Source organism: Bacillus sp. JNUCC-21, from assembly GCF_041222765.1.
Classification (GTDB): Bacteria; Bacillota; Bacilli; order Bacillales; family Bacillaceae; genus Bacillus; species Bacillus velezensis.
Genome location: NZ_CP166019.1, coordinates 2376276 through 2403268, shown reverse-complemented (window position 1 = coordinate 2403268; position 26993 = coordinate 2376276). Strand labels below are relative to the sequence as shown.

At 46.7% G+C, this 26993-nt stretch carries 31 protein-coding genes; 30 read left to right on the top strand and 1 reads right to left on the bottom strand.

Annotated features, from left to right (window positions below):
- The first annotated feature begins 215 nt into the window (after positions 1-215).
- From hbs to JNUCC21_RS11935, 29 genes are all read left to right on the top strand, one after another.
- On the top strand, positions 216-494 hold the full coding sequence (hbs, locus tag JNUCC21_RS12075) for a non-specific DNA-binding protein Hbs (RefSeq protein WP_003153447.1): 279 nt from the start codon (positions 216-218) through the stop codon (positions 492-494).
- 186 nt (positions 495-680) lie between these two features.
- Positions 681-1253, top strand: a complete 573-nt coding sequence (folE, locus tag JNUCC21_RS12070; protein WP_003153448.1) for a GTP cyclohydrolase I FolE — start codon at positions 681-683, stop codon at positions 1251-1253.
- 20 nt (positions 1254-1273) lie between these two features.
- The gene (gene mtrB, locus JNUCC21_RS12065; protein ID WP_003153449.1) at positions 1274-1501 is read left to right on the top strand and encodes a trp RNA-binding attenuation protein MtrB; all 228 of its coding nucleotides are present in this window, start codon (positions 1274-1276) and stop codon (positions 1499-1501) included.
- 156 nt (positions 1502-1657) lie between these two features.
- Positions 1658-2413, top strand: a complete 756-nt coding sequence (hepS, locus tag JNUCC21_RS12060; RefSeq protein ID WP_015240105.1) for a heptaprenyl diphosphate synthase component 1 — start codon at positions 1658-1660, stop codon at positions 2411-2413.
- A 5-nt stretch (positions 2414-2418) separates the two neighbouring features.
- Positions 2419-3120, top strand: a complete 702-nt coding sequence (gene menG / locus JNUCC21_RS12055) for a demethylmenaquinone methyltransferase (RefSeq protein ID WP_003153453.1) — start codon at positions 2419-2421, stop codon at positions 3118-3120.
- 28 nt (positions 3121-3148) lie between these two features.
- On the top strand, positions 3149-4111 hold the full coding sequence (gene hepT / locus JNUCC21_RS12050) for a heptaprenyl diphosphate synthase component II (RefSeq protein WP_003153454.1): 963 nt from the start codon (positions 3149-3151) through the stop codon (positions 4109-4111).
- A gap of 120 nt (positions 4112-4231) precedes the next feature.
- Entirely contained in the window at positions 4232-4678 is a 447-nt protein-coding gene (gene ndk, locus JNUCC21_RS12045; RefSeq protein WP_007409456.1) for a nucleoside-diphosphate kinase, read from the top strand.
- Between the two features lie 189 nt (positions 4679-4867).
- Complete coding sequence (locus JNUCC21_RS12040) at positions 4868-5638, top strand: protein-glutamate O-methyltransferase (protein WP_012117864.1); 771 nt, start codon at positions 4868-4870, stop codon at positions 5636-5638.
- 71 nt (positions 5639-5709) lie between these two features.
- Positions 5710-6882 (top strand): chorismate synthase, encoded by a 1173-nt coding sequence (gene aroC, locus JNUCC21_RS12035; RefSeq protein WP_003153459.1) that lies wholly within the window; start codon positions 5710-5712, stop codon positions 6880-6882.
- The gene (gene aroB, locus JNUCC21_RS12030; protein ID WP_151280692.1) at positions 6882-7970 is read left to right on the top strand and encodes a 3-dehydroquinate synthase; all 1089 of its coding nucleotides are present in this window, start codon (positions 6882-6884) and stop codon (positions 7968-7970) included. The genes aroC and aroB overlap by 1 nt, the downstream gene beginning before the upstream one ends.
- On the top strand, positions 7967-8350 hold the full coding sequence (gene aroH / locus JNUCC21_RS12025) for a chorismate mutase (RefSeq protein ID WP_003153463.1): 384 nt from the start codon (positions 7967-7969) through the stop codon (positions 8348-8350). The genes aroB and aroH overlap by 4 nt, the downstream gene beginning before the upstream one ends.
- Positions 8351-8573: 223 nt before the next feature.
- Entirely contained in the window at positions 8574-10121 is a 1548-nt protein-coding gene (trpE, locus tag JNUCC21_RS12020; RefSeq protein ID WP_025284930.1) for an anthranilate synthase component I, read from the top strand.
- Positions 10093-11109, top strand: coding sequence for an anthranilate phosphoribosyltransferase (gene trpD / locus JNUCC21_RS12015; RefSeq protein WP_069007644.1), 1017 nt, complete (start codon positions 10093-10095; stop codon positions 11107-11109). The genes trpE and trpD overlap by 29 nt, the downstream gene beginning before the upstream one ends.
- Positions 11102-11854 carry an indole-3-glycerol phosphate synthase TrpC gene (gene trpC, locus JNUCC21_RS12010; protein WP_012117859.1) on the top strand — a complete coding sequence of 251 codons (753 nt, stop codon included), beginning with the start codon at positions 11102-11104 and terminating at the stop codon, positions 11852-11854. The genes trpD and trpC overlap by 8 nt, the downstream gene beginning before the upstream one ends.
- A gap of 4 nt (positions 11855-11858) precedes the next feature.
- Entirely contained in the window at positions 11859-12512 is a 654-nt protein-coding gene (locus JNUCC21_RS12005; RefSeq protein ID WP_283886753.1) for a phosphoribosylanthranilate isomerase, read from the top strand.
- Entirely contained in the window at positions 12493-13695 is a 1203-nt protein-coding gene (trpB, locus tag JNUCC21_RS12000; RefSeq protein ID WP_025284928.1) for a tryptophan synthase subunit beta, read from the top strand. Before JNUCC21_RS12005 ends, trpB begins: the two co-directional genes overlap by 20 nt.
- Positions 13688-14485 carry a tryptophan synthase subunit alpha gene (gene trpA, locus JNUCC21_RS11995; protein ID WP_025284927.1) on the top strand — a complete coding sequence of 266 codons (798 nt, stop codon included), beginning with the start codon at positions 13688-13690 and terminating at the stop codon, positions 14483-14485. Before trpB ends, trpA begins: the two co-directional genes overlap by 8 nt.
- Before the next feature lie 11 nt (positions 14486-14496).
- On the top strand, positions 14497-15579 hold the full coding sequence (hisC, locus tag JNUCC21_RS11990) for a histidinol-phosphate transaminase (protein WP_369878183.1): 1083 nt from the start codon (positions 14497-14499) through the stop codon (positions 15577-15579).
- Positions 15580-15630: 51 nt separating this feature from the next.
- Positions 15631-16746 carry a prephenate dehydrogenase gene (locus tag JNUCC21_RS11985; protein WP_025284926.1) on the top strand — a complete coding sequence of 372 codons (1116 nt, stop codon included), beginning with the start codon at positions 15631-15633 and terminating at the stop codon, positions 16744-16746.
- Positions 16747-16757: 11 nt separating this feature from the next.
- Positions 16758-18044, top strand: coding sequence for a 3-phosphoshikimate 1-carboxyvinyltransferase (aroA, locus tag JNUCC21_RS11980; RefSeq protein WP_369878182.1), 1287 nt, complete (start codon positions 16758-16760; stop codon positions 18042-18044).
- A gap of 316 nt (positions 18045-18360) precedes the next feature.
- Positions 18361-19632, top strand: a complete 1272-nt coding sequence (locus tag JNUCC21_RS11975) for a tetratricopeptide repeat protein (protein ID WP_085342147.1) — start codon at positions 18361-18363, stop codon at positions 19630-19632.
- 73 nt (positions 19633-19705) lie between these two features.
- Entirely contained in the window at positions 19706-20245 is a 540-nt protein-coding gene (locus JNUCC21_RS11970) for a ReoY family proteolytic degradation factor (RefSeq protein WP_003153482.1), read from the top strand.
- A gap of 54 nt (positions 20246-20299) precedes the next feature.
- The gene (locus tag JNUCC21_RS11965; RefSeq protein ID WP_216061703.1) at positions 20300-20746 is read left to right on the top strand and encodes a YpiF family protein; all 447 of its coding nucleotides are present in this window, start codon (positions 20300-20302) and stop codon (positions 20744-20746) included.
- Positions 20747-20883: 137 nt separating this feature from the next.
- Entirely contained in the window at positions 20884-21387 is a 504-nt protein-coding gene (locus JNUCC21_RS11960) for a ubiquinol-cytochrome c reductase iron-sulfur subunit (RefSeq protein WP_003153484.1), read from the top strand.
- Position 21388: 1 nt separating this feature from the next.
- On the top strand, positions 21389-22063 hold the full coding sequence (qcrB, locus tag JNUCC21_RS11955; RefSeq protein ID WP_003153485.1) for a menaquinol-cytochrome c reductase cytochrome b subunit: 675 nt from the start codon (positions 21389-21391) through the stop codon (positions 22061-22063).
- 48 nt (positions 22064-22111) lie between these two features.
- A complete protein-coding gene (locus JNUCC21_RS11950; protein ID WP_369878181.1) occupies positions 22112-22861 on the top strand; it encodes a c-type cytochrome in 750 nt (249 codons plus the stop codon).
- A gap of 108 nt (positions 22862-22969) precedes the next feature.
- A complete protein-coding gene (locus JNUCC21_RS11945) occupies positions 22970-23563 on the top strand; it encodes a DUF1405 domain-containing protein (protein WP_007612218.1) in 594 nt (197 codons plus the stop codon).
- Positions 23564-23630: 67 nt separating this feature from the next.
- Entirely contained in the window at positions 23631-24413 is a 783-nt protein-coding gene (gene ypjB, locus JNUCC21_RS11940; RefSeq protein WP_007612217.1) for a sporulation protein YpjB, read from the top strand.
- A 29-nt stretch (positions 24414-24442) separates the two neighbouring features.
- Entirely contained in the window at positions 24443-25618 is a 1176-nt protein-coding gene (locus JNUCC21_RS11935; RefSeq protein WP_369878180.1) for an oxalate decarboxylase family bicupin, read from the top strand.
- A 23-nt stretch (positions 25619-25641) separates the two neighbouring features.
- Here JNUCC21_RS11935 and JNUCC21_RS11930 read toward each other — a convergent pair whose 3' ends face one another.
- Positions 25642-26514, bottom strand: coding sequence for a YitT family protein (locus tag JNUCC21_RS11930; RefSeq protein ID WP_003153493.1), 873 nt, complete (start codon positions 26512-26514; stop codon positions 25642-25644).
- Positions 26515-26656: 142 nt separating this feature from the next.
- Between JNUCC21_RS11930 and JNUCC21_RS11925 the strand changes: the two genes are divergently transcribed.
- Positions 26657-26992 carry a nucleotide pyrophosphohydrolase gene (locus JNUCC21_RS11925; protein WP_003153495.1) on the top strand — a complete coding sequence of 112 codons (336 nt, stop codon included), beginning with the start codon at positions 26657-26659 and terminating at the stop codon, positions 26990-26992.
- Position 26993: the final 1 nt, after the last annotated feature.

Genomic DNA, 26993 nt, shown 5'->3' with positions numbered 1-26993 from the left:
GATATGGCTTTTTATATGTGTTACTCTACATACAGAAAATCTTCACTTTGTTGGACAAACATTCCTCAAAGTGTCTGTTTTCTTTTGAAAAGCCGTTTACTTGTCTGTTCTTCCCTGCTTTGATTTTTTATCAGACAGGTTTAGAATCAGGCTGAACTGTGAAGAAATGATAATAAACTGCTGATTTGATACCCTTTTGGGAGGAGGTGAAAGGCATGAACAAGACAGAACTAATCAATGCGGTTGCTGAAGCAAGCGAATTGTCTAAAAAAGACGCTACAAAAGCAGTTGATTCTGTTTTTGATACGATTTTAGATGCACTTAAAAACGGTGATAAAATCCAACTGATCGGTTTCGGTAACTTTGAGGTGCGCGAGCGCTCTGCACGTAAAGGACGTAACCCGCAAACAGGTGAAGAAATCGAAATCCCTGCAAGCAAGGTACCTGCTTTCAAACCAGGTAAAGCTCTTAAAGACGCTGTTGCAGGAAAATAATTGTGAATATAGATCGTGTATGCATCTGATACATACACTTTGTTTCTTCACAGAAAAGCCCCTTGATAAAGGGGCTTTTCATATTTAAGCAGCCTCGGTCACCGGGCAGGACTTTCGTTTTGCTTTTGGCGCGGCAAATGTGCTAGAATCGAAATTAAATGTATTCAATGGTGGAGGACACAGACAATGAAAGAAGTTAATAAAGAACAGATTGAACAGGCGGTTCGCCAGATTTTAGAGGCGATTGGAGAAGACCCGGACCGGGAAGGGCTTTTAGATACGCCGAAACGCGTGGCAAAAATGTACGCGGAAGTATTCTCGGGATTAAATGAAGACCCGAAAGAACACTTTAAAACCGTTTTCGGAGAAGACCATGAGGAGCTTGTTCTTGTAAAAGATATCGCGTTTCATTCCATGTGTGAACATCACCTTGTTCCTTTTTACGGAAAAGCGCATATTGCCTACATTCCGCGCGGCGGCAAAGTGACGGGCCTGAGTAAATTGGCGCGGGCGGTGGAAGCCGTCTCAAAACGCCCGCAGCTGCAGGAGCGCATCACTTCAACGATTGCAGAAAGCATCGTAGAGACCTTAGATCCCCACGGCGTCATGGTTGTCGTCGAAGCTGAGCATATGTGCATGACGATGAGGGGCGTAAGAAAGCCGGGTGCAAAAACAGTGACTTCCGCTGTAAGAGGTATTTTTAAAGATGACGCAGCGGCGCGTTCCGAAGTGTTAGAACATATTAAACGTGCGGATTAATAATGATAGAGGGTGCAGATATGAATTCAAAGCATTCAAGTGATTTTGTCGTCATTAAAGCGGTCGAGGACGGCGTGAACGTCATCGGTTTAACGAGAGGAACGGATACGAAATTTCACCATTCCGAAAAACTGGACAAAGGCGAAGTGATTATCGCTCAGTTTACTGAGCATACCTCTGCCATCAAAGTGAGAGGCAACGCCCTCATCCAGACCGCTTACGGAGAAATGAACAGCGAAAAAAAATAAGCCGGCTGTTTCCCGCTTTTGCCAAATGCCCGCAAACGGCGGGAGAATACAGCCAATTTCTTTTTTTTATGCTATAATGATACCTGCGTATAATAATGACGAGTAAATCTCATACATATTAGAATAAATGTGAATTTGGGGACAAGGGTGATATTTTTGCAAGACATCTACGGAACTTTAGCGAATCTAAATATGAAATTAAAACAAAAGCTGTCTCATCCTTATTTAGCGAAACATATTTCTGCGCCTAAAATCGATGAGGATAAGCTTCTTCTTTTTCACGCTTTGTTTGAAGAGGCGGACATTAAGAACAACGACAGAGAAAATTACATAGTAACTGCGATGCTTGTCCAAAGCGCCCTTGATACCCACGATGAAGTGACAACAGCCAGAGCGTTAAAGCGAGACGAAAATAAAAACCGGCAGCTCACCGTGCTTGCCGGCGACTATTTCAGCGGACTGTATTATTCGCTTTTATCCGAAATGAAGGATATCTATATGATTCGGACGCTCGCTACGGCAATTAAAGAAATCAATGAGCATAAAATCCGTCTGTACGATCGGTCTGTTAATGACTTGAATCAATTGATCGAAAGCATGGCGATTGTGGAAGCGGCCCTGTTTCACAGAGTGTCAGACCACTTTAATCTTCCGCGCTGGAAAGAGCTGGCGAGTGATTTTTTTGTATATAAGCGGCTGATGAACGGCAATGCTATATTTCTCGATGTCATCGGCAATATTGTAAAGTCAGGAAAATCAAAGGCTGACATAATGGAAGATAGCTTCCGAAAGGCAAAGCAAAGCATTGAAACGCTGCTGCCGCTCAATTCACCAATCCAAAACCTAATGCTGAACCGGCTTAAAGCGATCAGCCAGGACAAAACATATCATCAGAAAGTGGAAGAAGGGTAATCAACATGCAGGAGTCAAAAGAACAGCGCGTACACGGCGTGTTTGAAAAAATCTATAAAAATTATGACCAAATGAACTCTGTTATCAGTTTTCAGCAGCATAAAAAATGGCGCGATAAAACGATGCAGATCATGAATGTAAAAGAAGGCGCAAAAGCGCTTGATGTCTGCTGCGGAACGGCTGACTGGACGATTGCCCTCGCAGAAGCGGCCGGAAAAAGCGGCGAAATCAAAGGACTGGATTTCAGCAAAAATATGCTGAGCATCGGTGAGAAAAAAGTGAAAGAGGGCGGTTACAGCCAAATTGAGCTTTTGCACGGAAATGCGATGGAGCTTCCTTTCGCTGATGATTCTTTTGATTTTGTCACCATCGGCTTCGGGCTGCGGAACGTTCCCGACTATCTGACCGTGCTGAAAGAAATGCGGCGGGTCGTCAAACCGGGCGGGCAGGTCGTATGTCTGGAAACATCCCAGCCGGAAATGTTCGGATTCAGACAGGCATATTTTCTTTATTTTAAATACATCATGCCTTTCTTCGGAAAAATGTTTGCGAAGAGCTATAAAGAATATTCTTGGCTTCAAGAATCGGCAAGAGAATTTCCCGGTATGAAAGAACTTGCGCGTCTGTTTGAAGAAGCGGGCCTGACGAATGTCAAATACCATTCGTTTACCGGCGGAGTGGCCGCTACGCATATCGGTTGGAAATGATGAATATACAGATGTTTGGGTGAATGATATGAAATTTAAAATGGCCTATTCTTTTTTAAATGACGATATTGATGTGATCGAAAGGGAGCTTGAGCAAACGGTGCGGTCAGACTATCCTTTGCTGAGTGAAGCCGGGCTCCACCTGCTCCAGGCGGGCGGCAAGCGGATCCGCCCTGTTTTCGTATTGCTTTCCGGCATGTTTGGTGACTATGACATTAATAAAATAAAATATGTTGCGGTGACGCTGGAAATGATTCATATGGCATCCCTCGTGCATGACGACGTCATTGATGACGCCGAGCTGCGGAGGGGAAAACCGACCATCAAAGCCAAATGGGACAACCGCATCGCCATGTATACCGGTGATTATATGCTTGCGGGCTCACTTGAGATGATGACGAGATTGGATGAGCCGAAAGCCCACCGGATCCTGTCCAAAACCATCGTAGAAGTATGCCTCGGAGAAATTGAACAGATCAGAGATAAATACAATATGGAACAAAACCTCAGAACCTATTTGCGCCGCATCAAACGGAAAACGGCTCTTCTCATTGCCGTCAGCTGCCAGCTCGGCGCCATCGCTTCGGGAGCTGATGAGAAGATTCACAAAGCATTATATTGGTTCGGTTATTACGTAGGCATGTCCTATCAGATTATTGACGACATTCTTGATTTCACTTCAACGGAAGAGGAACTGGGAAAACCGGTCGGAGGGGATCTGCTGCAAGGAAATGTCACTCTGCCCGTTTTGTACGCGCTCCGTCAGCCTGAATTGAAAAATCAGCTGAAATTAATTAACAGTGAAACAACACAGGAGCAGCTCGCCCCCATTATTGAAAATATTAAACGCACAGACGCGATTGAAAAATCAATGGCCGTCAGTGACAGGTACTTAAAAAAAGCGTTTGAAAAACTGAATACACTGCCGAGAGGACGTGCGCGCTCATCATTGGCCGCCATCGCCAAATATATCGGCAAACGGAAATTTTAAATTCCTTTTACGAACAAGATGTGAACATTCTCCGCCCTGGATTGATTAATTGTCAGAAAGATGTTACGATTTCGGTGTGCAACTTGAAAGCCTATACATAATGATGGGGTGGAGAATCTTATGGAAAAAACTTTTATCATGGTAAAACCGGACGGCGTACAGCGTCAGCTGATCGGAGAGATTTTATCCAGATTTGAGCGTAAGGGCTTACAATTGGCAGGAGCCAAGCTAATGCAAGTTTCAGAACAGATGGCTGAAAACCATTATGCTGAACATAAAGGGAAGCCGTTTTTCGGCGAGCTTGTGGAATTCATTACATCAGGACCCGTATTTGCAATGGTATGGGAAGGGGAAAATGTAGTAGAGATCACAAGACAGCTGATCGGAAAAACGAACCCGAAAGATGCACTGCCGGGCACAATCCGCGGTGACTACGGCATGTTTGTCGGCAAAAATATCATTCACGGTTCAGACTCCTTAGAAAGCGCTGAGCGGGAAATTCACATTTTCTTTAAACAGGAAGAGCTTGTACCGTATCAAAAATTAATGGCCGACTGGGTGTACTAAACCGTCAGCCTTTCTTTTTCTCGTATTATGAAAAGGTTTACATCATTTATGAAAGACAGAGGCTGCGCTGCCCTGTCTTTTCGTTTCTCACAAATCAGCCCGCGGGCTGATTTTTTTATTGAAATCGTACAATTTCGACAGAAAACAGGCTATACTAGGACAAAAGACAGCGAGATTGGGAGAGAAGCAATGGAGCCTTACGACATTTTTATCACCAAGTGGAAACAAATAACCGGCGTTGATTTATCTTTATACAAAGAAGCACAGATGAAAAGGCGGCTGACGTCCCTTTATGAAAAGAAGGGGTTCAGAGATTTTCAGGAATTTGCCGCCGCTTTGGAAAAGGACAAGCTTTTATTAAACGAAACATTGGACAGAATGACGATCAATGTTTCTGAATTTTACCGAAATTATAAACGGTGGGAAGTTCTTGAAACTTCAATTCTTCCGTTAATAAAGCATAACAAACCGTTAAAAATATGGAGTGCGGCCTGTTCAACGGGAGAGGAGCCTTATACTTTGGCTATGATTCTCAATCAGCAGACGGGACTGGCCGGATTTGATATATTGGCGACAGATATTGATGAAAAGGCGCTAAGCAAAGCCAAGCGGGGCATCTATCAGGAACGCTCGCTGCAAGAGGTGCCGGCTTCCGTGAAAAGCCGTTATTTCACCAAGCAGGCTGACAACAGTTATCAAGTAAAACAAGAGATTCAGAACAACATCCGGTTTAAGCGGCACAACCTGCTTGCCGACAGCTATGAACAGGATTTTGATCTGATCGTCTGCCGCAACGTCTTTATTTATTTTACTGAAAAAGCAAAAGAAGAGCTGTATGTGAAAATGGCGGGCAGTCTGAAAAAGAACGGAATTCTGTTTGTCGGCAGTACAGAACAGATTTTCAGCCCGGAAAAATTCGGCCTTGAGAGCACTGATACATTTTTTTATCAAAAAAGATAGAAGACATTTAATGAAAACTTGTGGTATAGTTTTACTTAAAAGCGTTAATGCGATGAAGGGAGAAGAAAGAAATGAGATACTTAACAGCCGGAGAATCACACGGTCCGCAGCTGACGACAATTATAGAAGGTGTGCCTGCGGGGCTTTATATAACTGAAGAAGACATTAATTTTGAGCTTGCCAGACGTCAAAAAGGGCACGGCCGCGGACGCCGCATGCAGATTGAAACGGACAGAGCGAAGATCACAAGCGGCGTGCGGCATGCCCGGACACTCGGTTCACCGATCGCGCTCGTTGTAGAAAATAAAGACTGGACCCACTGGACAAAAATTATGGGCGCCGCACCGATTACAGAAGAAGAAGAAAGTGAAATGAAACGCCAGATTTCAAGACCGAGACCGGGACACGCAGATTTGAACGGTGCTATTAAGTATAATCACCGTGATATGAGAAATGTGTTAGAACGATCTTCCGCGCGTGAGACAACGGTTCGCGTGGCTGCCGGAGCCGTCGCTAAAAAGATTTTAGCTGAGCTTGGCATTAAAGTCGCCGGACATGTCCTGCAAATCGGCAGCGTAAAAGCAGAGAAAACCGATTACACATCCATTGAGGATCTCAAACGGGTAACGGAAGAATCACCGGTCAGATGCTACGATGAAGAAGCAGGCCGTCAAATGATGGCAGCCATTGATGAAGCGAAGGCAAACGGCGACTCGATCGGCGGAATCGTTGAAGTGATCGTCGAAGGTATGCCGGTCGGTGTCGGAAGCTATGTCCACTATGACCGTAAGCTGGACAGCAAGCTCGCTGCTGCCGTTCTGTCGATTAACGCGTTTAAAGGCGTAGAGTTCGGCATCGGTTTTGAAGCGGCCGGCAAAAACGGCAGTGAAGTTCATGATGAAATCGTATGGGATGAAGAGAAAGGCTATACACGCGCCACAAACAGGCTCGGAGGATTAGAAGGCGGTATGACGACGGGAATGCCGATTGTCGTCCGCGGCGTTATGAAACCGATCCCTACTTTGTACAAGCCGCTGAAAAGCGTCGACATTGAAACGAAAGAACCGTTTACAGCGAGCATTGAACGTTCAGACAGCTGCGCGGTTCCGGCAGCAAGTGTAGTGGCTGAAGCAGCAGTGGCCTGGGAAATCGCAAATGCCGTCGTAGAACAATTCGGGCTTGACCAGATCGACCGAATTAAAGAAAATGTTGAAAACATGAAAAAATTATCGAGGGAATTCTGATGAAAGAGCTTGAGGTTCGGACAGCTTCCTCCGCATATCCCGTGTATATCGGTGAAGGTATAAGGAAACAGGCCGCTGCCCTTTTGTCTTCACTGAACAGGCCGCTGACAAAGGTCCTTCTCATCATTGATGCTGAAGTTGACCGGCTTTACGGTGATGAGATGTTCCGGCTTTTAAACGAAACATGGCCCGTGAAAAAAGTGATCGTTCCAAGCGGAGAAGAAGCGAAATCTCTAAAAGAGTATGAACGGATTCAAACGGAAGCGATCGCTTTCCATATGGACCGCTCCTCATGTATGATTGCCTTCGGAGGCGGCGTGACGGGTGATTTGGCCGGCTTTTGCGCAGCAACTTTTATGCGCGGAATTGATTTCATTCAAATGCCGACAACACTGCTTGCCCATGACAGCGCGGTCGGCGGCAAGGTGGCCGTCAATCATAAACTCGGAAAGAACTTAATCGGCGCGTTTTATCAGCCGAAAGCGGTGATTTACGATACGGAGCTACTGAAAACCCTGCCGGAACAAGAGCTGAGATCGGGCATGGCTGAAGTGATCAAACACGCGTTTATCGCCGATCATGCTTTTTTAGAAAAACTTCTCACGTTTGACACGTTGCAAGGACTGACAAGCGCTGAGCTGAATGAAATGATTTATAAAGGAATTTCAATCAAATCGGCCGTCGTGCGTGAGGACGAAAAGGAAGAGGGGGTAAGAGCTTTTCTGAATTTCGGCCATACGCTCGGCCATGCCGTTGAGGCGGAATACGGCTACGGACGGATTACACATGGAGATGCGGTCGCCCTCGGCATGCAGTTTGCCCTTTACGTGAGTGAACAGGTTGCGGGTTGCAAGATGAACAGGAAAGAACTTACACAATGGCTGATTGGGCTCGGCTACCCGGGAAGCATCAGACAAGATATTGAAACGCCGGTTCTCTCCGCCCGGATGATGAATGATAAAAAAACGCGCGGAGGCATGACACAGTTTATCGTGTTAAAGGAATTAGGCGAAGCGCGGGACTGCATGCTTTCAAAAGATGAGCTCGAAAATTTGCTGAACAAATGGCGAATGGAGGAAACAGCATGATGATACGCGGCATTCGCGGAGCAACAACGGTGGAACAAGACACCGAACAAGAAATTTTAGAAAAAACACAGCAGCTGCTTGAAAAAATCATTGAACAAAATGGATGCAAGCCGGAAGACGTTGTACAGATCCTGTTATCCGCCACGCCTGATATCCATTCCGTATTTCCGGCAAAAGCGGTCCGCCGCCTTTCCGGGTGGCAATACGTCCCGGTGACGTGCATGCAGGAAATGGATGTCACCGGCGCTCTGCAAAAGTGTATCCGTGTCCTGATGACGGTTCAGACGGATACGCCTCAGGATGAAATCAAGCATGTCTATTTAGAAAAAGCCGTTGTGTTAAGGCCGGATTTATCATTGACAAAAAATACTGACATGTAATACGATAAACAAAGCTTAGAAATACACAAGAGTGTGTATAGAGCTGGTAAGTAAGACATTGAACAGTTGAGTTTAGAATAGGGTAGCAGAGAATGAGTTTAGCTGAGCTGAGATAAACACGTTTTTATTCTGCCCAAAAGAAGCCTTTCTTTTGGGTTTATTTCTTATACGCAAGACTCCTCTCACTCTTCATCTCATTCTCCTTACCGTAAGGAGGAGAATCATGAATTTACAATCGGATGTTTCTTTATTTTTAAAGGACAGTCTGACACACCGCACCATTCCAATCGCAGAGACTTTTACGGTCGACACGATCACACCCATTCAGATGGTTGAAAAACTGGACAGAAACATTACGTATCTTTTAGAAAGCAAGGATGAGTCGTCAAGCTGGTCGAGATACTCTTTTATCGGCCTTGATCCTTTTATCACCATTAAAGAGAGTCATAACACATTCACTGCCGCTGATCCAAATGGGCATACGCTGTTTGAAGCCGGAGAATTAAAAGCCGTGCTTGACTGGATGAATGAGAGCTTCCGCATTAAAACACCCGAGCTTGATATCCCATTTTCGGGAGGGGCGGTCGGTTATCTGAGCTATGACATGATTCCTTTGATTGAGCCTTCCGTGCCAAGCCACGCGAAAGTAACAGATTTCGAAAAATGTATGCTGTTTGTCTGCCGGAAAATCATCGCGTACGACCACGAAACGAAACAAGTGCATTTCATTCAATATGCGGCGCTTAACGGCCGGGAGACGGAGGAAGAAAAGCGGGCCGTTTTTAAAGAAAATTGCGCGGAGCTTCGTAAGCTTATCGGTATTTTGACAGAATCGAAAGATATGAAAGAGCCGTTTTTTTCTAAAGAAACGTTTGACACGCCAAGTTTTGCCGCTGTGACATCCAATTATACGAAAGAAGAGTTTATGGCCGGCGTCAATAAACTGAAAGAATATATAAAAGCGGGAGACATTTTTCAAGGGGTGCTTTCGCAAAAGTTTGACATTCCGGTATCCAAACATTCATTTGAGCTGTACAGGGTGCTCCGCATCGTCAATCCTTCACCTTATATGTACTATATCAAACTGCCTGACAGAGACATTGTCGGGAGTTCGCCTGAACGTCTGATCCGCGTGCATGACAGGCACCTGGAAATTCATCCGATTGCCGGAACGAGAAGAAGGGGCGCCGGAAAAGAAGAGGATGAACGCCTGAAAAAAGAGCTGATGAATGACGAAAAAGAAAAAGCTGAACATTACATGCTCGTCGATCTTGCGCGCAATGACATCGGCAGAGTTGCGGAGTACGGTTCCGTAGCCGTTCCGGAATTCACAAAGGTCGTTTCTTTTTCACATGTGATGCACATCATCTCTGTTGTAACCGGCCGTTTAAAACAGGGCGTCCATCCCGTTGACGCGCTGATGTCCGCATTCCCGGCAGGAACACTCACGGGCGCTCCGAAAATCCGCGCGATGCAGCTTTTAAATGAATTAGAACCGACTTCCAGAGAAACCTACGGCGGATGTATCGCTTATATCGGATTTGACGGGTCGATTGATTCGTGTATTACCATCCGCACCATGAGTGTCAAAAACGGTACGGCGTCGGTGCAGGCGGGCGCGGGAATAGTCGCCGATTCCGTCCCGGAAGCCGAATATGAAGAAAGCTGTAACAAAGCGGGGGCGCTTTTAAAAACGATTCAAATCGCAGAAGACATCTTTTCTGGCGGGGAGGAGAAGACGGATGAACAAATTTCTGCAATCGTGCGTTAATGGCCGTACGCTGAAAACCGGAGAAGCCGAAAAGCTGATGGAGATGATGATGAACGGGGACATGTCGCAGTCTGAGATCGGCGGGATTTTATCGGTATTAGCCCACCGAGGTGAAACGGCGGAGGAGCTTGCCGGATTTGTAAAAGTGATGCGGGCGCGGGCACAGACATCAGGTGGCTTGGCGGATGTCGTTGATACGTGCGGAACAGGCGGAGACGGGATTTCTACGTTTAACATATCCACGGCAGCGGCGATTACAGCTTCTGCTGCCGGAGCTAAAGTTGCCAAGCACGGAAATCGCTCCGTTTCGTCTAAAAGCGGCAGCGCGGATGTGCTGGAAAAACTGGGGGTTCCCATTCAAGCCACTCCAGAAAGCGTTAAACGCAGCATTGAAATGAAACAAATGGGGTTTTTGTTTGCGCCGCTGTTTCATTCGTCAATGAAGCACGTCGCCGCCGCAAGAAAAGAGCTTGGCTTCCGAACCGTATTTAATCTGCTGGGCCCGCTCAGCAACCCGCTGCAGGTGAAGCGGCAGGTGATCGGCGTCTATTCATTTGATAAAGCGCGCCTGATGGCAAGCGCTCTGGAACAATTTGATGTCAGACACGTCATGCTTGTGTCGGCCCGTGACGGATTAGATGAATTGTCCCTCTCAGCACCGACCGATATCATTGAACTGAAAAACGGTGAACGTCTGGAATATTCCGTTTCACCTGAACAATTCGGTTTTACAGAAGGTTCACTAAAGGATATTCAAGTGAGTTCATCGGAAGAAAGCGCGCTCCTCATTCAGAATATTTTTGCAAATAAAGCTCCGTCATCCGCTCTGCATATTACCGCCTTAAATGCGGGCGCGGCCATTTATACGGCAGGTCTTGCAAACGATCTGAAAGAAGGAACGAAAACCGCCTTAGAAGCGATTCAAAACGGAGATGCCAAAAGGCAGCTCGAACGTCTGAAACAGAAAGAGGAAGAAATGTATGCTTGATCAAATCATTCAGCAGAAAAAAGAAGAAATCAAATCCATCGTGCTGCCGGAAACCTGTCAAATTGAACGGAGATCCTTTAAAAAAGCGCTCCAGAACCCGAACCGTTTTATCGGGCTGATTGCCGAAGTGAAAAAAGCTTCGCCGTCTAAAGGATTGATTAAAGAGCATTTTGTTCCGGAAACGATTGCGGCGGATTATGAAGCGGCTAAAGCCGACGCCCTTTCAGTTCTCACGGATACCCGTTTTTTTCAGGGGAGAAATCAATTTCTGACAGATGTTAAACAAACCGTGTCTCTTCCCGTGCTGAGAAAAGATTTTATTATTGATTCCCTTCAGGTGGAGGAATCGTTCAGGATCGGCGCCGATGCCATTTTGCTGATCGGGGAAGCGCTGGAACCTTCAGAGCTTCATGAGCTTTATCTGGAAGCCCGCGAGAAGGGCATGGACGTTCTCGTTGAAGTCCATGATGAAACTGTGCTTGAACGGATTTTACAAGTGTTTCAGCCGGACATTCTCGGCATAAACAACCGGGACTTAAAAACGTTCCGTACTTCTGTTTCGCAAACGGAAAAAATAGCGCAGCTTGTACCGGACGGCTGCCTGCTGGTCAGCGAAAGCGGCATCGGTTCTTTGGCTGACCTGCAATTCGTCAACAAGCACGGGGCGCAGGCTGTATTGGTCGGAGAATCCTTAATGAGAGAGGATTCGCAGCAAAAGGCGATCCGCGGACTGTTCGGGGAGTGACGATATGAAAAAGCCTGAGGTAAAGTACTGCGGGATACGATCGAAGCGTGATTACGAACTTGCGGCAGCTTCAGGAGCGGATTATCTGGGATTTGTTTTTGCCGCAAGCAAACGGAGAGTAACGCCGGATGAGGTCCGGAAATGGAAAGAGCAGATCCGGACAGACAAGAAACATGTCGGAGTATTTGTAAATGAAACGATAGAAAACATCGCGCAAATCGCCTCTGATCTGGCACTTGACGCCATCCAGCTTCACGGTGATGAATCGCCTGAGGATGCCCTCCGTCTCCGTCCGCTTGTGCGCTCGGAGATATGGAAAGCGCTCCATCACGGGGAAGGGACGCTTCGTCAGATGGCTCAATTTGCACCTGCTGTCGACGGATATGTCATTGATTCTTCAGTAAAAGGAATGAGAGGCGGCACGGGAATCGCGTTTTCATGGGCTCGTGTCCCCTTGTACCGAAAGCAGGCTCAAAATGCAAACAAGCGCTGTTTTATCGCGGGCGGCGTTAATCCTGAAACGATTACCGGCTTACTGAAATCGCGTCCGTGCGGTATAGATCTTGCCAGCGGAATTGAAAAAAACGGACAAAAGGATCAAACACTGATCCGGCTTTTAGAAGAAAGGATGAACCACTATGTATCCATATCCAAATGAAATCGGAAGATACGGCGAATTCGGCGGCAAATTTGTCCCTGAAACATTGATGCGGCCCCTTGAGGAAATCGAAACGGCTTTCAAAGAATTAAAGAATGATCCCGTTTTTCATGCCGAATATAAAAAGCTATTGTTTGATTACTCCGGAAGACCGACCGCATTAACGTTCGCAGACAGGGTGTCAGATTATTTGGGAGGGGCGAAAATCTATCTGAAAAGAGAAGATTTAAACCATACCGGCTCTCATAAAATTAACAATGCGTTAGGCCAGATTCTGCTTGCCAAAAAGATGGGCAAAACGAAAATCATCGCCGAAACCGGTGCGGGACAGCACGGTGTGGCTGCCGCGACAGCCGCCGCAAAATTCGGTTTTAAGTGTACAGTTTTTATGGGTGAAGAAGACGTTGCACGCCAGTCGTTGAACGTATTCCGGATGAAACTGCTCGGCGCGGAAGTGGTGCCGGTCACAAGCGGCAACGGCACGCTGAAAGATGCGACGAATGAGGCGATCAGGTATTGGGTCCAGCATTGTGAAGATCATTTCTACCTTATCGGTTCTGTAGTGGGGCCGCACCCGTATCCGTATATCGTTCGCGAATTTCAGAAAATCATCGGCGAGGAAGCGAAAGAACAGCTCCGCCGGGTTGAAGGAACGCTCCCGGACAAGGTTGTTGCATGTGTCGGCGGCGGAAGCAATGCGATGGGCATATTTCAGGCCTTTTTAGACGAAGATATTGAGCTGATCGGCGCCGAGGCTGCCGGAAAAGGAATTGATACGCCGCTGCATGCGGCAACGATCGCAAAAGGGACGCTCGGGGTGATTCACGGTTCAATGACCTATTTAATACAAGATGAATACGGGCAGATTATCGAACCGTATTCCATTTCAGCAGGCCTTGATTACCCGGGGATCGGCCCTGAGCACGCTTATCTGCATAAAAGCGGCCGTGTAACGTACGAAAGCGTGACAGACGATGAAGCGATTGCCGCGTTACGTCTGCTTTCTGAAACAGAAGGTATTCTTCCGGCTATTGAATCTGCCCACGCTCTGGCAAAAGCGTTTGAAATGGCAAAAGACATGGATAAAGACAAAATCATTCTCGTCAGTTTGTCGGGAAGAGGAGATAAAGATGTTCATACGCTGATGAATGTTTTGGAAAACGGGGTGGGGACACATGTTTAATCTGCGAGATTCTGAAAAATTATTTATCCCTTTTATTACGGCTGGCGATCCGCTTCCTGACATTTCTGTTGAGCTGGCAATATCATTGCAGAATGCAGGCGCCTCTGCCCTTGAAATCGGCGTTCCTTACACAGATCCGCTTGCGGACGGACCCGTCATACAACGGGCTTCAAAACGGGCTCTGGAAAACGGAATGAATATCGTAAAAGCAATTGAACTTGGCGGCAAAATGAAAAAAAACGGCGTTCATATTCCAATTATCCTCTTTACGTATTATAATCCTGTGTTACAATTAGAAAAAGAATACTTTTTCGCTTTACTGCGGGAAAACGACATAGACGGTCTGCTTGTACCCGACCTTCCATTAGAGGAAAGCGCCCTTTTGCAAATGACATGCAAAAAGGCGAACATCGCTTATATCTCTCTGGTTGCGCCGACAAGTGAAGACCGTTTGAAAATAATTACTGAACAGGCCTGCGGCTTTGTGTATTGTGTATCCTCTTTAGGAGTGACGGGCGTACGCAGCGAATTCGATCCGTCTGTATACTCTTTCATACGTAAGGTGAAAGAATTCAGCTCTGTTCCGGTGGCGGTCGGTTTTGGCATTTCAAACCGCAAACAGGTTGACGGGATGAATGAAATATCTGACGGTGTCGTTGTCGGCAGCGCGCTTGTCAAAAAAGTTGAAGAGCTTAAAACAAAGCTTGTGAATCCCGGAACAAGAGCTGATGCGCTTCTTGAATTTGAAGAATACGCAAAGACGTTCGGACGACTGTACAGTGTAAAATGAGGTGACTGGATTTGCAGATTAAAGAACAGCTGCGGCAGCTGAAACCGTATCAGCCGGGCAAACCAATAGAAGAAGTGAAAATGGAATACGGGCTTGAGAAAGTAGTAAAACTCGCTTCTAACGAAAATCCGTTCGGCTGTTCACAGGCCGCTAAAGATGCGCTGCATCAGGAGATTGAGCAGCTTGCGCTGTATCCCGACGGTTACAGTGCCGCTTTGAGAACACGGCTCAGTGAGCATCTGCAGGTCAGTGAATCTTCGATCATTTTTGGCAACGGCTCTGATGAGCTTGTGCAGATTATCTGCCGTTCTTTATTAAATGATCAGGCAAACACGATTACCGCCGCCCCGACTTTCCCGCAATACAGACACAATGCGGTGATTGAAGGCGCTGAGGTGCGCGAGGTTCCGCTCCGCAGTGACGGCGCTCATGATTTGGACCGGATGCTGGAAGCAATTGACGGCGGGACGAAAATCATATGGGTATGCAACCCCAATAATCCGACGGGGACATATACTTCTGAGCAAGAGCTAATTGCCTTTTTAAACAGAGTTCCCGAGCATATACTCGTTGTACTTGATGAAGCGTACTACGAGTATGTTACGGCGGAAGATTACCCAGAAAGCATTCCGCTTTTAAAGCAATATCCGAATGTTATGATCCTCCGCACCTTCTCTAAAGCGTACGGACTTGCCGCGCTGCGCGTCGGATACGGCATTGCGGACGAAGCACTGATCCGCCAGATTGAACCGGCGAGAGAGCCGTTCAATACGAGCAGAATCGGTCAGGCTTCGGCACTGGCAGCGCTTGATGACCAGACATTTATTCAGGAATGCGTCGAGAAAAATCAAGCAGGCCTTAAGCAGTATTATGATTTTGCAGAAACTCACGGATTAACTTGTTATCCTTCACAAACCAACTTTGTGCTCATTGATTTTAACCGCCCGGCGGATGAACTGTTCCAAGCCCTGTTGGAAAAAGGATATATCGTCCGCTCAGGACAGGCGCTCGGATTTCCGACAGCGTTAAGGATTACGGTCGGTACGAAAGAGCAGAATGAGGAAATTCTCACAATTTTAGCTGAAATATTATAAGAGGTGATCAGGCATCACCTCTTTGCTCTATTAAAATAGTTGAAAAAGGAAATGAGTGAAATGAAGGATACTATATTGCTTGCGGGGATCGGGCTGATTGGCGGATCGATCGCATTGGCCATCAAAAAGGAGCATCCGCATAAACGGATTATCGGTGTGGATATTTCGGAAGAACAGCTCACTGCCGCGCTGAAGCTCGGAATTATTGACGAGCGGGCCGGCTCATTTACGGAAGGGGCGCAGCAAGCGTCTGTTGTCATTATCGCCACGCCTGTCGCCCAAACGCTGAAAATGCTCGATGTGCTGGCCGCATCAGACATCACCCATGAACTCCTGATTACGGATGTGGGCAGCACGAAACAGAAAGTCGTCAGCTACGCCGACAAAGTGCTTCCGGCTCACTATCAATTTGTCGGCGGCCATCCGATGGCGGGATCTCATAAATCCGGAGCCGCTGCCGCGAAAGAATTTTTATTCGAAAATGCGTTTTATATTTTAACACCCGGAAAATCAACTTCTAAAGAGTCAGTAACGCATCTGAAGGAACTTTTGAAAGCGGCAAACGCCCACTTTGTGGAGATGACCCCCGAGGAGCATGACGGCGTAACGAGCGTCATCAGCCATTTCCCTCATATCGTTGCTGCAAGCCTCGTACATCAGGCTCATCATGCTGAAGAAGATTATCCGTTTTTGAAACGTTTCGCAGCCGGCGGTTTTCGGGACATCACCAGGATCGCCTCAAGCAGCCCGGCGATGTGGAGGGACATACTTCTTCATAACAAAGATAAACTGCTTGACCGCTTCAAAGAATGGAAACGGGAGATTGACACGATCGAGTCTTATGTAGAAAATGAAGATGCGGACAGCCTGTTCGGATATTTTAAAAAAGCGAAAGATTATCGCGACGGTCTGCCGCTCCGTCAAAAAGGAGCGATCCCGTCCTTTTATGACCTTTATGTCGATGTTCCCGATCATCCGGGGGTCATTTCGGAAATTACGGCGATATTGGCAGAAGAAAAAATCAGTATCACCAACATCCGCATTATCGAAACAAGAGAAGATATTAACGGAATTCTCAGAATCAGTTTCCAGACTGATGATGACCGGAAGCGTGCGGAAACCTGCATTCAATCCCGCGCCAAATATGACACATTTTACGCTGACTGAGGTGGAAAACATTGAAAAGAGAAAAAGTGACGTCTTTAAACGGTGAAATTCATATTCCGGGGGATAAATCCATCTCCCACCGTTCTGTTATGTTCGGAGCGCTTGCGGAAGGAACCACAACGGTAAAAAACTTTTTGCCCGGAGCCGATTGTCTGAGCACCATTGCCTGCTTCAGAAAAATGGGTGTCTCCATTGAACAAAACGGAAGTGATGTAACGATATACGGGAAGGGCATTGACGCACTTTGTGAGCCCGACAGCCTTCTTGATGTCGGAAATTCCGGCACGACCATCCGCCTGATGCTCGGCATTTTAGCCGGACGCCCATTTCACAGTACGGTAGCGGGCGACGAAAGTATTGCAAAGCGCCCGATGAAGAGGGTGACGGAGCCATTAAAACAGATGGGAGCCGCGATTGACGGAAGAGCGGACGGAGGATTTACGCCTTTATCCGTAAGAGGCGGACAATTGAAAGGCATTGATTACGTCTCCCCTGTTGCAAGCGCGCAGATCAAATCCGCCGTGCTGCTTGCCGGATTGCAGGCTGAAGGAACGACGACCGTCACTGAGCCTCATAAATCAAGAGACCATACGGAACGGATGCTGAACGCTTTTGGCGCCGAGCTTGCGGAAACGGAGACGAGCGCCTCCGTAACGGGCGGCCAGAAGCTTCGGGGGGCTGATATTTTCGTGCCCGGCGATATTTCTTCAGCAGCCTTTTTCCTCGCGGCAGGCGCTGTCGTTCCCGGAAGCCGGATTGTGCTGAAAAACGTCGGCTTGAACCCGACACGCACGGGAATGATTGATGTCTTAAAGCAAATGGGAGCTTCACTTGAAGTGATTCCTTCAGAAGCGGACAGCGCAGAGCCTTACGGAGACCTGGTTATTGAAACCTCAGCTCTGAAATCGGCAGAAATCGGCGGAGAAATCATTCCCCGTTTAATTGACGAGATCCCGATTATCGCCCTTTTGGCAACGCAGGCTGAAGGCACAACTGTCATTAAAGACGCTGCGGAGCTGAAGGTGAAGGAAACGAACCGGATCGACACCGTCGTATCAGAGCTCCGGAAAATCGGCGCAGACATTGAACCGACTGAAGACGGCATGAAAATACACGGCAAAAAAACGCTTGCGGGCGGAGCCGATGTGTCAAGCCACGGCGACCACCGCATCGGCATGATGCTCAGTGTCGCTTCATGCCTGACAGAAGAGCCGATTGACATTCGTGATACTGAGGCGATCCATGTCTCATATCCGACATTTTTTGAGCATTTAGATCAATTAGCCAAAAAAGCCTGAAGACGATTCTTCGGGCTTTTTTCTTCATGTGTCATAAAACTTTGGGCTTTGACATAGCTTGTCTTAAACAGAAAATAACAGAAAGGGGGAATGCGTTTTCGTTACAGAAACAGCCGGAACAAATTGCGCTGTTTGCGTATAAAGATGCCGTCCCCTTTTTTGCCGTTTTCCTCTTAAGCATTTTCTGATAAACTATAATGCCGGGTGAAGCATCTTATTTGCGGGCAGGCCCTGTCTGAATTATGATAAGAATAACCCGAATAAAAACCCTTTTCATTGGTTGATGAGGTATAGGAAAAGAAAGGACCGGTCTGATTTGAATACATTGATCCAAGAAGCCATAAAATTAGTTGAAGCAGGTGAAACCGAAAAGGGACTCAAAGCGCTTTCAAAAGCTGAAACGCAGCTTCATGACGAAGACAAAGCCATTGCAGCCCAGCTCTACTATGAATGGGGAAACGCCGAAAAAGCGTTAGCGCTGATCAGTGATCTGCATGACCTTTATCCGGATGAGTCTGAGCTGACGAATTTTTACGCCGAATTGTTAATAGATATTGATGAAGAAGAAAAAGCTCTAGAGGTGCTGGAGACGATTTCTCCGGAAGACCCGTCTTACGCGGAAAGCCTTCTTTTAATGGCTGATCTGTATCAGATGCAGGGCTTATTTGAAGTAAGTGAGCAAAAGCTGTTACAGGCGAAAGCGATGTTACAAGATGAACCTGTTATTGATTTCGCTCTGGGGGAATTATACTTCACTCAGGGATCATACGCAAAAGCCGTTCCTTACTATGAAGAGACGGCAAAAGAACGGCACGAAATCGGCGGCGTAAATGTTCATCAGAGGCTGGCTGAGTCATTGAGCGCGGCGGGTGAATTTGAGGAAGCGATTTCATGGTATGAAAAAGCGGCGGCAGAACATACAGAACCGAATACGATTTTCGGGTACGGGTTCACAGCCTATCAGGCGGGAATGGTCAAAACAGCCATCAAGCAGCTGTCTGATTTAAAAGGGCTTGATCCTTCCTATTCATCGCTTTATATGCCGCTTGCAAAAAGCTACGAGGCAGAAGGCATGTATGAAGATGCATTAAAAACCGCTAAAGAAGGTATTACTTACGATGAATACAATAAAGAGCTTTTTCTCTATGCGGCGAAAATGGCGTTAAAGCTCGGCAGCGAAGAGGAAGGCAAAAAGCTTCTTCAGGAAGCGCTGGCGCTCGATCCGGGTTACGTGGAAGCGCTCCATACGCTTTTAGCCGTCTATCATAAAGAAGAAAGCTTTGAAGAGATTATTGATCTGATTCAGGAAGTCCGCGGCTACGGAGAAGAAGATCCGAAATACAATTGGTATTTGGCGGGTGCTTATACAGGCCTTGAGCAATACGCTGAAGCGAAAAAAAGCTTCGAAGCTGCGTATCTCCATTATCAGGATGATCGGGATTTCTTATATGAATACGCTCACTTCTTATTGGAAGAGGGTCTCCAGAAAGAAGCGCTGCCGCTTTTAAAACAAGTGCTTTCAATGGATGGAACAAACGAAGAGCTTGAAGAAACAATCTTACGGATAGAGGATGAATTTTTAAGATAAGCAGGATTTTGGACCATGCTTGCTGAATGTATAAGTGATGTCAGATTATACGATCGATAGAGGAGGGAATTACATGCAGACCCCTGTTTCTGTCAATGAAAAAAAGGATTTTATCCGTTGGTTTTTAAATCATTATCAGCTTAAACGCCGGGAGTGCGTCTGGATTTTAAATTATTTAATGAGTCATGATTCATTAATGGAAAAAGTCCATTTTGTAGAACAAGCCGAATTTTGCCCGAGAGGCATTATCATGTCTACTCATTGCGTTGATGAGGTGCCGTTTAGGTTTTACAAAGAAAATGTCATGACTACGGACGCTGAAAAATCTTTTCACGACATCCGGTTAAATAAACAGCAGGATTTATTTATCCAGCTGAATTTCCGTTCGGCCTACAGCTCACCGGAATATGCCGCTGTTCTTGAATCAAATCCGCATCTGCCGAAAGACCTGTTTGAAAATAAACAGGATCAGGGGATGGCCGAAAAAATATTAGAACATGCCATTTCCACTTTCCAGCGGGAAAAGCTGCTTAAAGATATCGACGAGGCGCTGGACCGCCACGACAAAGAAACATTTGAAAAGCTTTCCCGCCAATTGAATCAGCTCACATAAATGACAGCCTTGCAGAATATGCAAGGCTTGTTGCGTAAAGAGGAGGAACGAGACATGAGATGGAGGGCCGCTGATGCCGATGCCTATTTACAATCTGCGGATTACATTGATACCGCTGTCATTCCGTTAATTTCCATAAAATCTTCAGGAGGCTTAAAAGAGGCCGTTGAACAGGGGGAAAGCACCCAATTGCTTTCTGAAGAGCTTGAGCGCCAATTGAAGGGACGGGTATATTTATTCCCCTCTTATACATATGTTGATATAGACCAATCACAAATCGCCCTGCTTCAAAAACTCAAAGACGAAGTGATGACCAACTTTCGGCACGTCTTGTTCCTGACGGCAGACGAAAAATGGAAGGATTCTGAAATAGGGTCTGATGTCATATACATACCTGCCGTTCCGTTTGAACATATGAAAGACTCTTTAAAGAGAAAAATAGCGGATGACAAGTGCGGAGAAATTTTGAACGTTTTGTTACAGAAGTGGAACAATTCTTAAAAACACCAGGCATCCCGCAAAACACCCGTTTTGCCTCTGTTGACCTTGCTGAAAGATTCATATATTATGAGGGTGTCAAATCTCAGAATTATTTTCTATTTTAGTTAATTTTTGGTCAATCTTTAGGGGGGGAAGAGATGGGCGGAAAACAAGATATATCAAGAAGACAATTTTTAAACTATGCGCTCACCGGCGTGGGGGGATTTATGGCCGCCAGTGCGCTTATGCCCATGGTCCGTTTTGCGCTGGACCCGGTATTAAAACCGACGGGAGATCAAAAAATGGTGCAGGTTGTCAGTGTGGATGAGCTGACGAAGGAGCCGAAGCGGTTTGACTTTAAAATTCATCAAGTCGACGCCTGGTACGAATCGGAAGAATCCAGGTCAGCCTGGGTTTACAAGCATGGGGATGAAATTATAGCGCTTTCTCCGATCTGTAAGCATTTGGGCTGCACCGTAAACTGGAACAATGATCCTAAAAATCCGAACAAGTTCTTTTGTCCCTGCCATTACGGGCTGTATGAAAAAGACGGCACGAACGTTCCGGGCACGCCGCCGCTCGCGCCTCTTGACCGTTATGAGCAAAAAGTAAAGGACGGCTTTTTGTATCTTGGAAAAGCAAAGCCTAGGGGGGAAGGGTGACATGCTGAACAAAATTTATGACTGGGTGGATGAACGTCTCGATATTACGCCGATGTGGCGGGATATCGCCGACCATGAAGTGCCGGAACATGTAAATCCCGCTCACCATTTCTCGGCTTTTGTCTATTGTTTCGGCGGTTTGACGTTTTTTGTAACCGTTATCCAAGTGTTGTCCGGGATGTTTTTAACGATGTATTATGTGCCGGATATAAAAAACGCGTGGGAATCTGTGTATTATTTGCAGAATGAAGTCGCTTTCGGGCAGATTGTAAGGGGTATGCACCATTGGGGTGCAAGTTTAGTCATTGTGATGATGTTTTTACATACGCTGCGGGTTTTCTTTCAGGGAGCTTATAAAAAGCCTCGGGAATTGAACTGGATCGTCGGTGTTCTGATCTTTTTTGTGATGCTCGGTCTCGGTTTTACAGGGTATCTGCTTCCATGGGATATGAAGGCGCTGTTTGCGACAAAGGTAGGTCTTCAGATTGCGGAGGCGACGCCATTGATCGGAGCGCAGGTGAAAACTCTTCTTGCCGGCCACCACGATATTGTCGGCGCACAAACGCTGACGAGATTTTTTGCGATTCACGTATTTTTTCTCCCTGCCGCTTTGTTTGCGCTCATGGGCGCCCACTTTGTCATGATCCGCAAGCAGGGAATTTCAGGACCGCTTTAATACAAATCTGATATAAAAGGGAGGGGATGACATGCACCGGGGAAAGGAATGAAGTTTGTAGGAGATTCAAGGATACCGGCTGAAAAAAAACCGAATATACCGAAAGACTATTCAGAGTATCCTGGAAAGACAGAGGCGTTTTGGCCGAACTTCCTGCTGAAAGAATGGATGGTCGGGGCCGTTTTCCTCGTCGGATTTCTCGTTTTAACGATTGTGCACGAGCCGCCTTTGGAACGGGTGGCGGACCCGACGGATACAGGGTATATTCCGCTGCCGGATTGGTATTTTCTATTTTTATACCAGCTATTAAAATATGAATATGCCGCAGGGAGCTACACCGTTATCGGCGCGATGATTATACCGGGTCTTGCCTTCGGGTCGCTGCTTTTGGCTCCGTTTCTCGACAGGGGGTCTGAAAGAAGGCCGTGGAAGCGTCCGGTTGCGGTCGGCATGATGCTTTTGGCGCTTTGCGCTACGGTCTTTTTAACGTGGCAGTCAGTCGCGACGCATGACTGGGCGAAGGCGGAGGAACAGGGGAAAATCAAAAAAGAAGCCGCCATTGATACTGAATCAGACGGTTATAAGGTATTTAAAGAACAAGGCTGTATTTCCTGTCACGGGGATAATCTTCAAGGCGGAAGCGCCGGTCCGTCCCTGGTCGATAACGGGCTGAGCCCGGAAGAAATTAAAAAAATCGCCGTTAAAGGGAAAGGGCAGATGCCAGCCGGTATTTTTAAAGGGAATGACAAACAGCTTGATCAGCTGGCGAAGTTCATTTCTGAAACGACAGCGAAATAACGTATTGTGAAGTAGACAATAGCAGGATATACTTTTATGAAAAGAGCTGACCGGATGTCAGCTTTTTTTTGCATGATACATACTTTTTACGGACTGAGAGTTGATGGTATGAGGTGGATTTCTTATCTTTTAGGGTTGCGCGGCATGCTTCTGCTTGTTCTTGCCGTTAATTTTATCGGTACGGTGTACGGCTATTATTGGTATGTGCCGCAGCTTGCGGACACGCCGTTCCGATTTCTGATATTTGTGCCTGACAGCCCGACGGCGACGTTTTTTTTCCTGTTCGTGCTTCTGGCATTTCTCATGGGAAGAAACGCGCCGCTGTTTGAAGCGCTGGCTCTTGTAACCCTTGTAAAATACGGGCTGTGGGCGGTCGGAATGAATGTCTTTGTGCTGGTCAAAATGGGGCAGATGCCTTGGGAAGGGTACATGCTGATTGCTTCACATTTCGCCATGGCCGTTCAAGGCGTTTTATACAGCCCGTATTTTCGGTTCCGGTTATGGCATCTTGCCGTTGCCGCTGTTTGGACGCTTCATAATGATGTCATTGATTATCTTTTCGGCATGATGCCCCGCTACTCAATGCTCAATGACTATATGCAAGTAATCGGCTATGCTACATTCTGGCTGAGCATATTTTCACTCGGCCTTGCATACTATTTGGTGATTTCCAAAAGACGGATAAAGCTTGACTTACACTGATAGAATCTTGGTCTAACCTTGTCCCGCTCCTCATATTCTGTAAAGAGAAGGAGTGGGAGGGACCTCTATGAAACGAAAGCTGACGATCTGTCTTTTACTTGCTCTTATGTGTTTCATCACAACTGCCAAAGCTGAAGATGAGGGCGGTCTCAAGGAACTGAACGACCTTTCGGATACCGTTTTCCAAATGACGCGGCATTCGCAGTATGATGAGGCTCTGCAAGTGCTTGGCTACTTTAAGAAAAAAATGACACACGTAAACTCACTGAGCGGCGCCGAAGTCAGGCAGGTGACTCTGGGTTTCAATGATTTAGTGCGCGTTCTGAAACAGGCAGACGCCTCAGATACCGAAAAAATCCGGGCAGCCGCCCAGTTCAGGTTGGTAATGGATGCGATGGAAGACCACTCCGATCCGCTGTGGGGTTCGCTTGAAAGACCGATTATGGCGACATTCAGCGCCTTAAAAGAAGATGTCAGCGGAAACGGAAGTGAAAATTTCAATGAAAAGTGGAATGAATTTATATCATTATATGATTTAATTTATCCCAGCCTGACAATGGATGTGTCGGCCGGCCAGCTTGATACGGTGGCGAAACATATCGAGGTGATTGAGCAGGACGGGTTTCAGCAGATGACAAAAGGAACAAAGCTTGAGCGTCTGACGCTCCTGCAGCAGGATTTAAAGCGGGTTTTTGACAAGGTGGAGCGGGATGACGCTGACCCTTCGCTGCTCTGGGTCATTCTGACAACAGGCGGTATCATTATTACTGCGCTGACATATGTCGGCTACCGAAAATACAGAGCGGAAAAAAAGAAAGAGAAAAAGCGTGAGTATCCTAAGTCTAAATAAACAGAAATTGCTGTAAAGGAGCTAAGTCAGTGAAAAAACTCATCCAGCAATTGGCTTCAAAACACCTCCCGCAGCCGATCAGAGGCAGAAAAGGGGCGACTGACGAAGGACCGCGAAACCTCGCGCGTGACTTCCAGAATCCTGACATGCTCGTTCCGCCCTCAACGGATGCAGGAACGGTTCAAAACTTGAAATTCTCATTTTCTGATACGCATATGAGGCTTGAAGACGGCGGATGGTCCAGAGAGGTGACGGTCAGGGAACTGCCGGTATCCAAAAACATCGCGGCGGTGAACATGAGACTGAAACCGGGAGCTGTGCGGGAGCTTCATTGGCATAAAGAAGCCGAATGGGGATATGTGATTAACGGAGAAGTCCGTTTAACTGCGGTTGATCAAAATGGGCGGAATTTTATTGATAACGTAAGTGAAGGGGATCTGTGGTATTTTCCTTCCGGCATTCCTCATTCCATTCAAGGGATGGAACGGGGCAGTGAGTTTTTGCTTGTCTTTGATGACGGCTCTTTTTCAGAAAACAGCACCTTTTCAGTAACTGACTGGTTTGCCCATACCCCGCGCAGCGTGCTGGAGACGAACTTCGGTGTTCCCGGATATGACTTGGCCTACATTCACAAGAAAGAGCGTTACATGTTTCAGCTGGAACCGCCTCCCCCGATTGAACAGGCAGCAGTTTCTTCCCCGGAAGGCACCGTTTTGGAGCCGTTCAGCTACAAGCTTTCCCGGCAGGAGCCTCTTGTTACCAGCGGGGGAAGAGTAAAGATTGTCGATTCAAAAACGTTTAAGGTGTCAAAAACGATTGCCGCAGCTCTTGTGGAGGTCGAACCCGGAGGCATGAGAGAATTGCATTGGCATCCGAATACGGACGAGTGGCAGTATTATCTTTCAGGAGAAGCGAAAATGACGGTGTTTGCGGCGGAGGGAAGAGCGCGGACATTTAACTATCAAGCGGGTGACGTAGGATATGTTCCTTTTGCAATGGGACATTATGTTCAGAATACCGGTGACACCGTGCTTCGATTTCTGGAAATCTTCAAAAGCGACCGTTTCGAAGACGTCTCTTTAAACCAATGGCTGGCACTGACACCGCAGCGCTTCGTCGAGCAGACGCTCAATGTCAGTCCGGCATTTGTCCGCCGATTGAAAAAGAAAAAATCACCGGTTGTCAAATGGAAACACGAACAGTAAAGGCGGCAAAAGCCGCCTTTTTATTATCGTCTGATCGGATTTTTATTTTCATCAAGCGTAAATCCTTCGCCGAGCACATCATGGACGTCGCTTACTGCAACAAAGGCGTGCGGGTCAACGGAAGTGATGACGCTTTTCAAAAGCACAATTTCGTTTTTCGGAACGACGCAGTAAAGAACGTCCCTGTCTTCTTTTGTATATGATCCCTGTCCTTTTAAAACGGTGACGCCGCGCTCCATCTCTTCAATGATTTTTTGCTGGATCAAATCGTTTTTCGAAGAAATAATCGTTGCCCCTTTTGCGGCATAGCCGCCTTCCTGGATAAAATCAATCAATCTCGCAGCGACAAAAACGGCTACAAGCGTGTACATCGCTTCCTTGTAAGAAAGATACGTAAACAAAGAAAGCAAAATGACACAGGCGTCAAAGGCAAACATCGTCCGGCCCATCGGGATTCCGAAAAATTTGTTGATCAGCCTGGCGATGATATCGACCCCGCCCGTCGTGCCGCCGTATTTAAAAATAATGCCGAGACCCGCGCCGATAAATACACCGGCGAATAAGGCAGCCAGCGCTAAATCATGGGACAGCGGCATATGAATTTCGTAGCGCTGAAAAACACTCAGAAAAACAGAAAGAGAGACGGTGCCGATCAGGGTATAGACAAACATCGTCCGGCCGAGCATACGCCAGCCGATGAAAAAGATAGGAATGTTCAATACCAGGTTGGAAATAGAAGGGCTGATGTGGAATAACGCATATAAAAGCAGCGTAATGCCGGTAAATCCGCCTTCCGCCAAATTGTTCTGCATATTAAAGTGAACCAGTCCGAATGAAAAAACAGCGGCGCCGATTAAAATAAAGCAAATGTTTTTGATTCTGATTTCTCCAAGCATTGCATCAAACCCCTTTTCCTTCCATAAGATTGCGTAAATATTATAGTGGATACAAAAGAAAACAGCAAACTGCCGTTTTTAACATTTGTCAAATGTACTTGAATTAGCTAACATGGAAGAGATGACAGGAGGTATTCGCACAGTGAGTGACAAAACGATGAAAGACTTACAAGCTGAGGTCGACGAATATATCGGCCAATTCAAAGAAGGCTATTTCAGCCCGCTTGCCATGATGGCCCGTCTCACGGAAGAACTGGGCGAACTTGCAAGAGAAGTCAACCATTATTATGGGGAAAAGCCGAAGAAAACGACGGAAAATGAGAAAAGCATGGAAGAGGAAATGGGCGATGTGCTGTTCGTCCTGATCTGCCTCGCCAACTCCCTTGATATTTCATTGGAGGAAGCTCATAACCGCGTCATGCATAAATTTAATACACGTGATAAAGACCGCTGGACTAGAAAAGAAGAAGGAAAGTAGG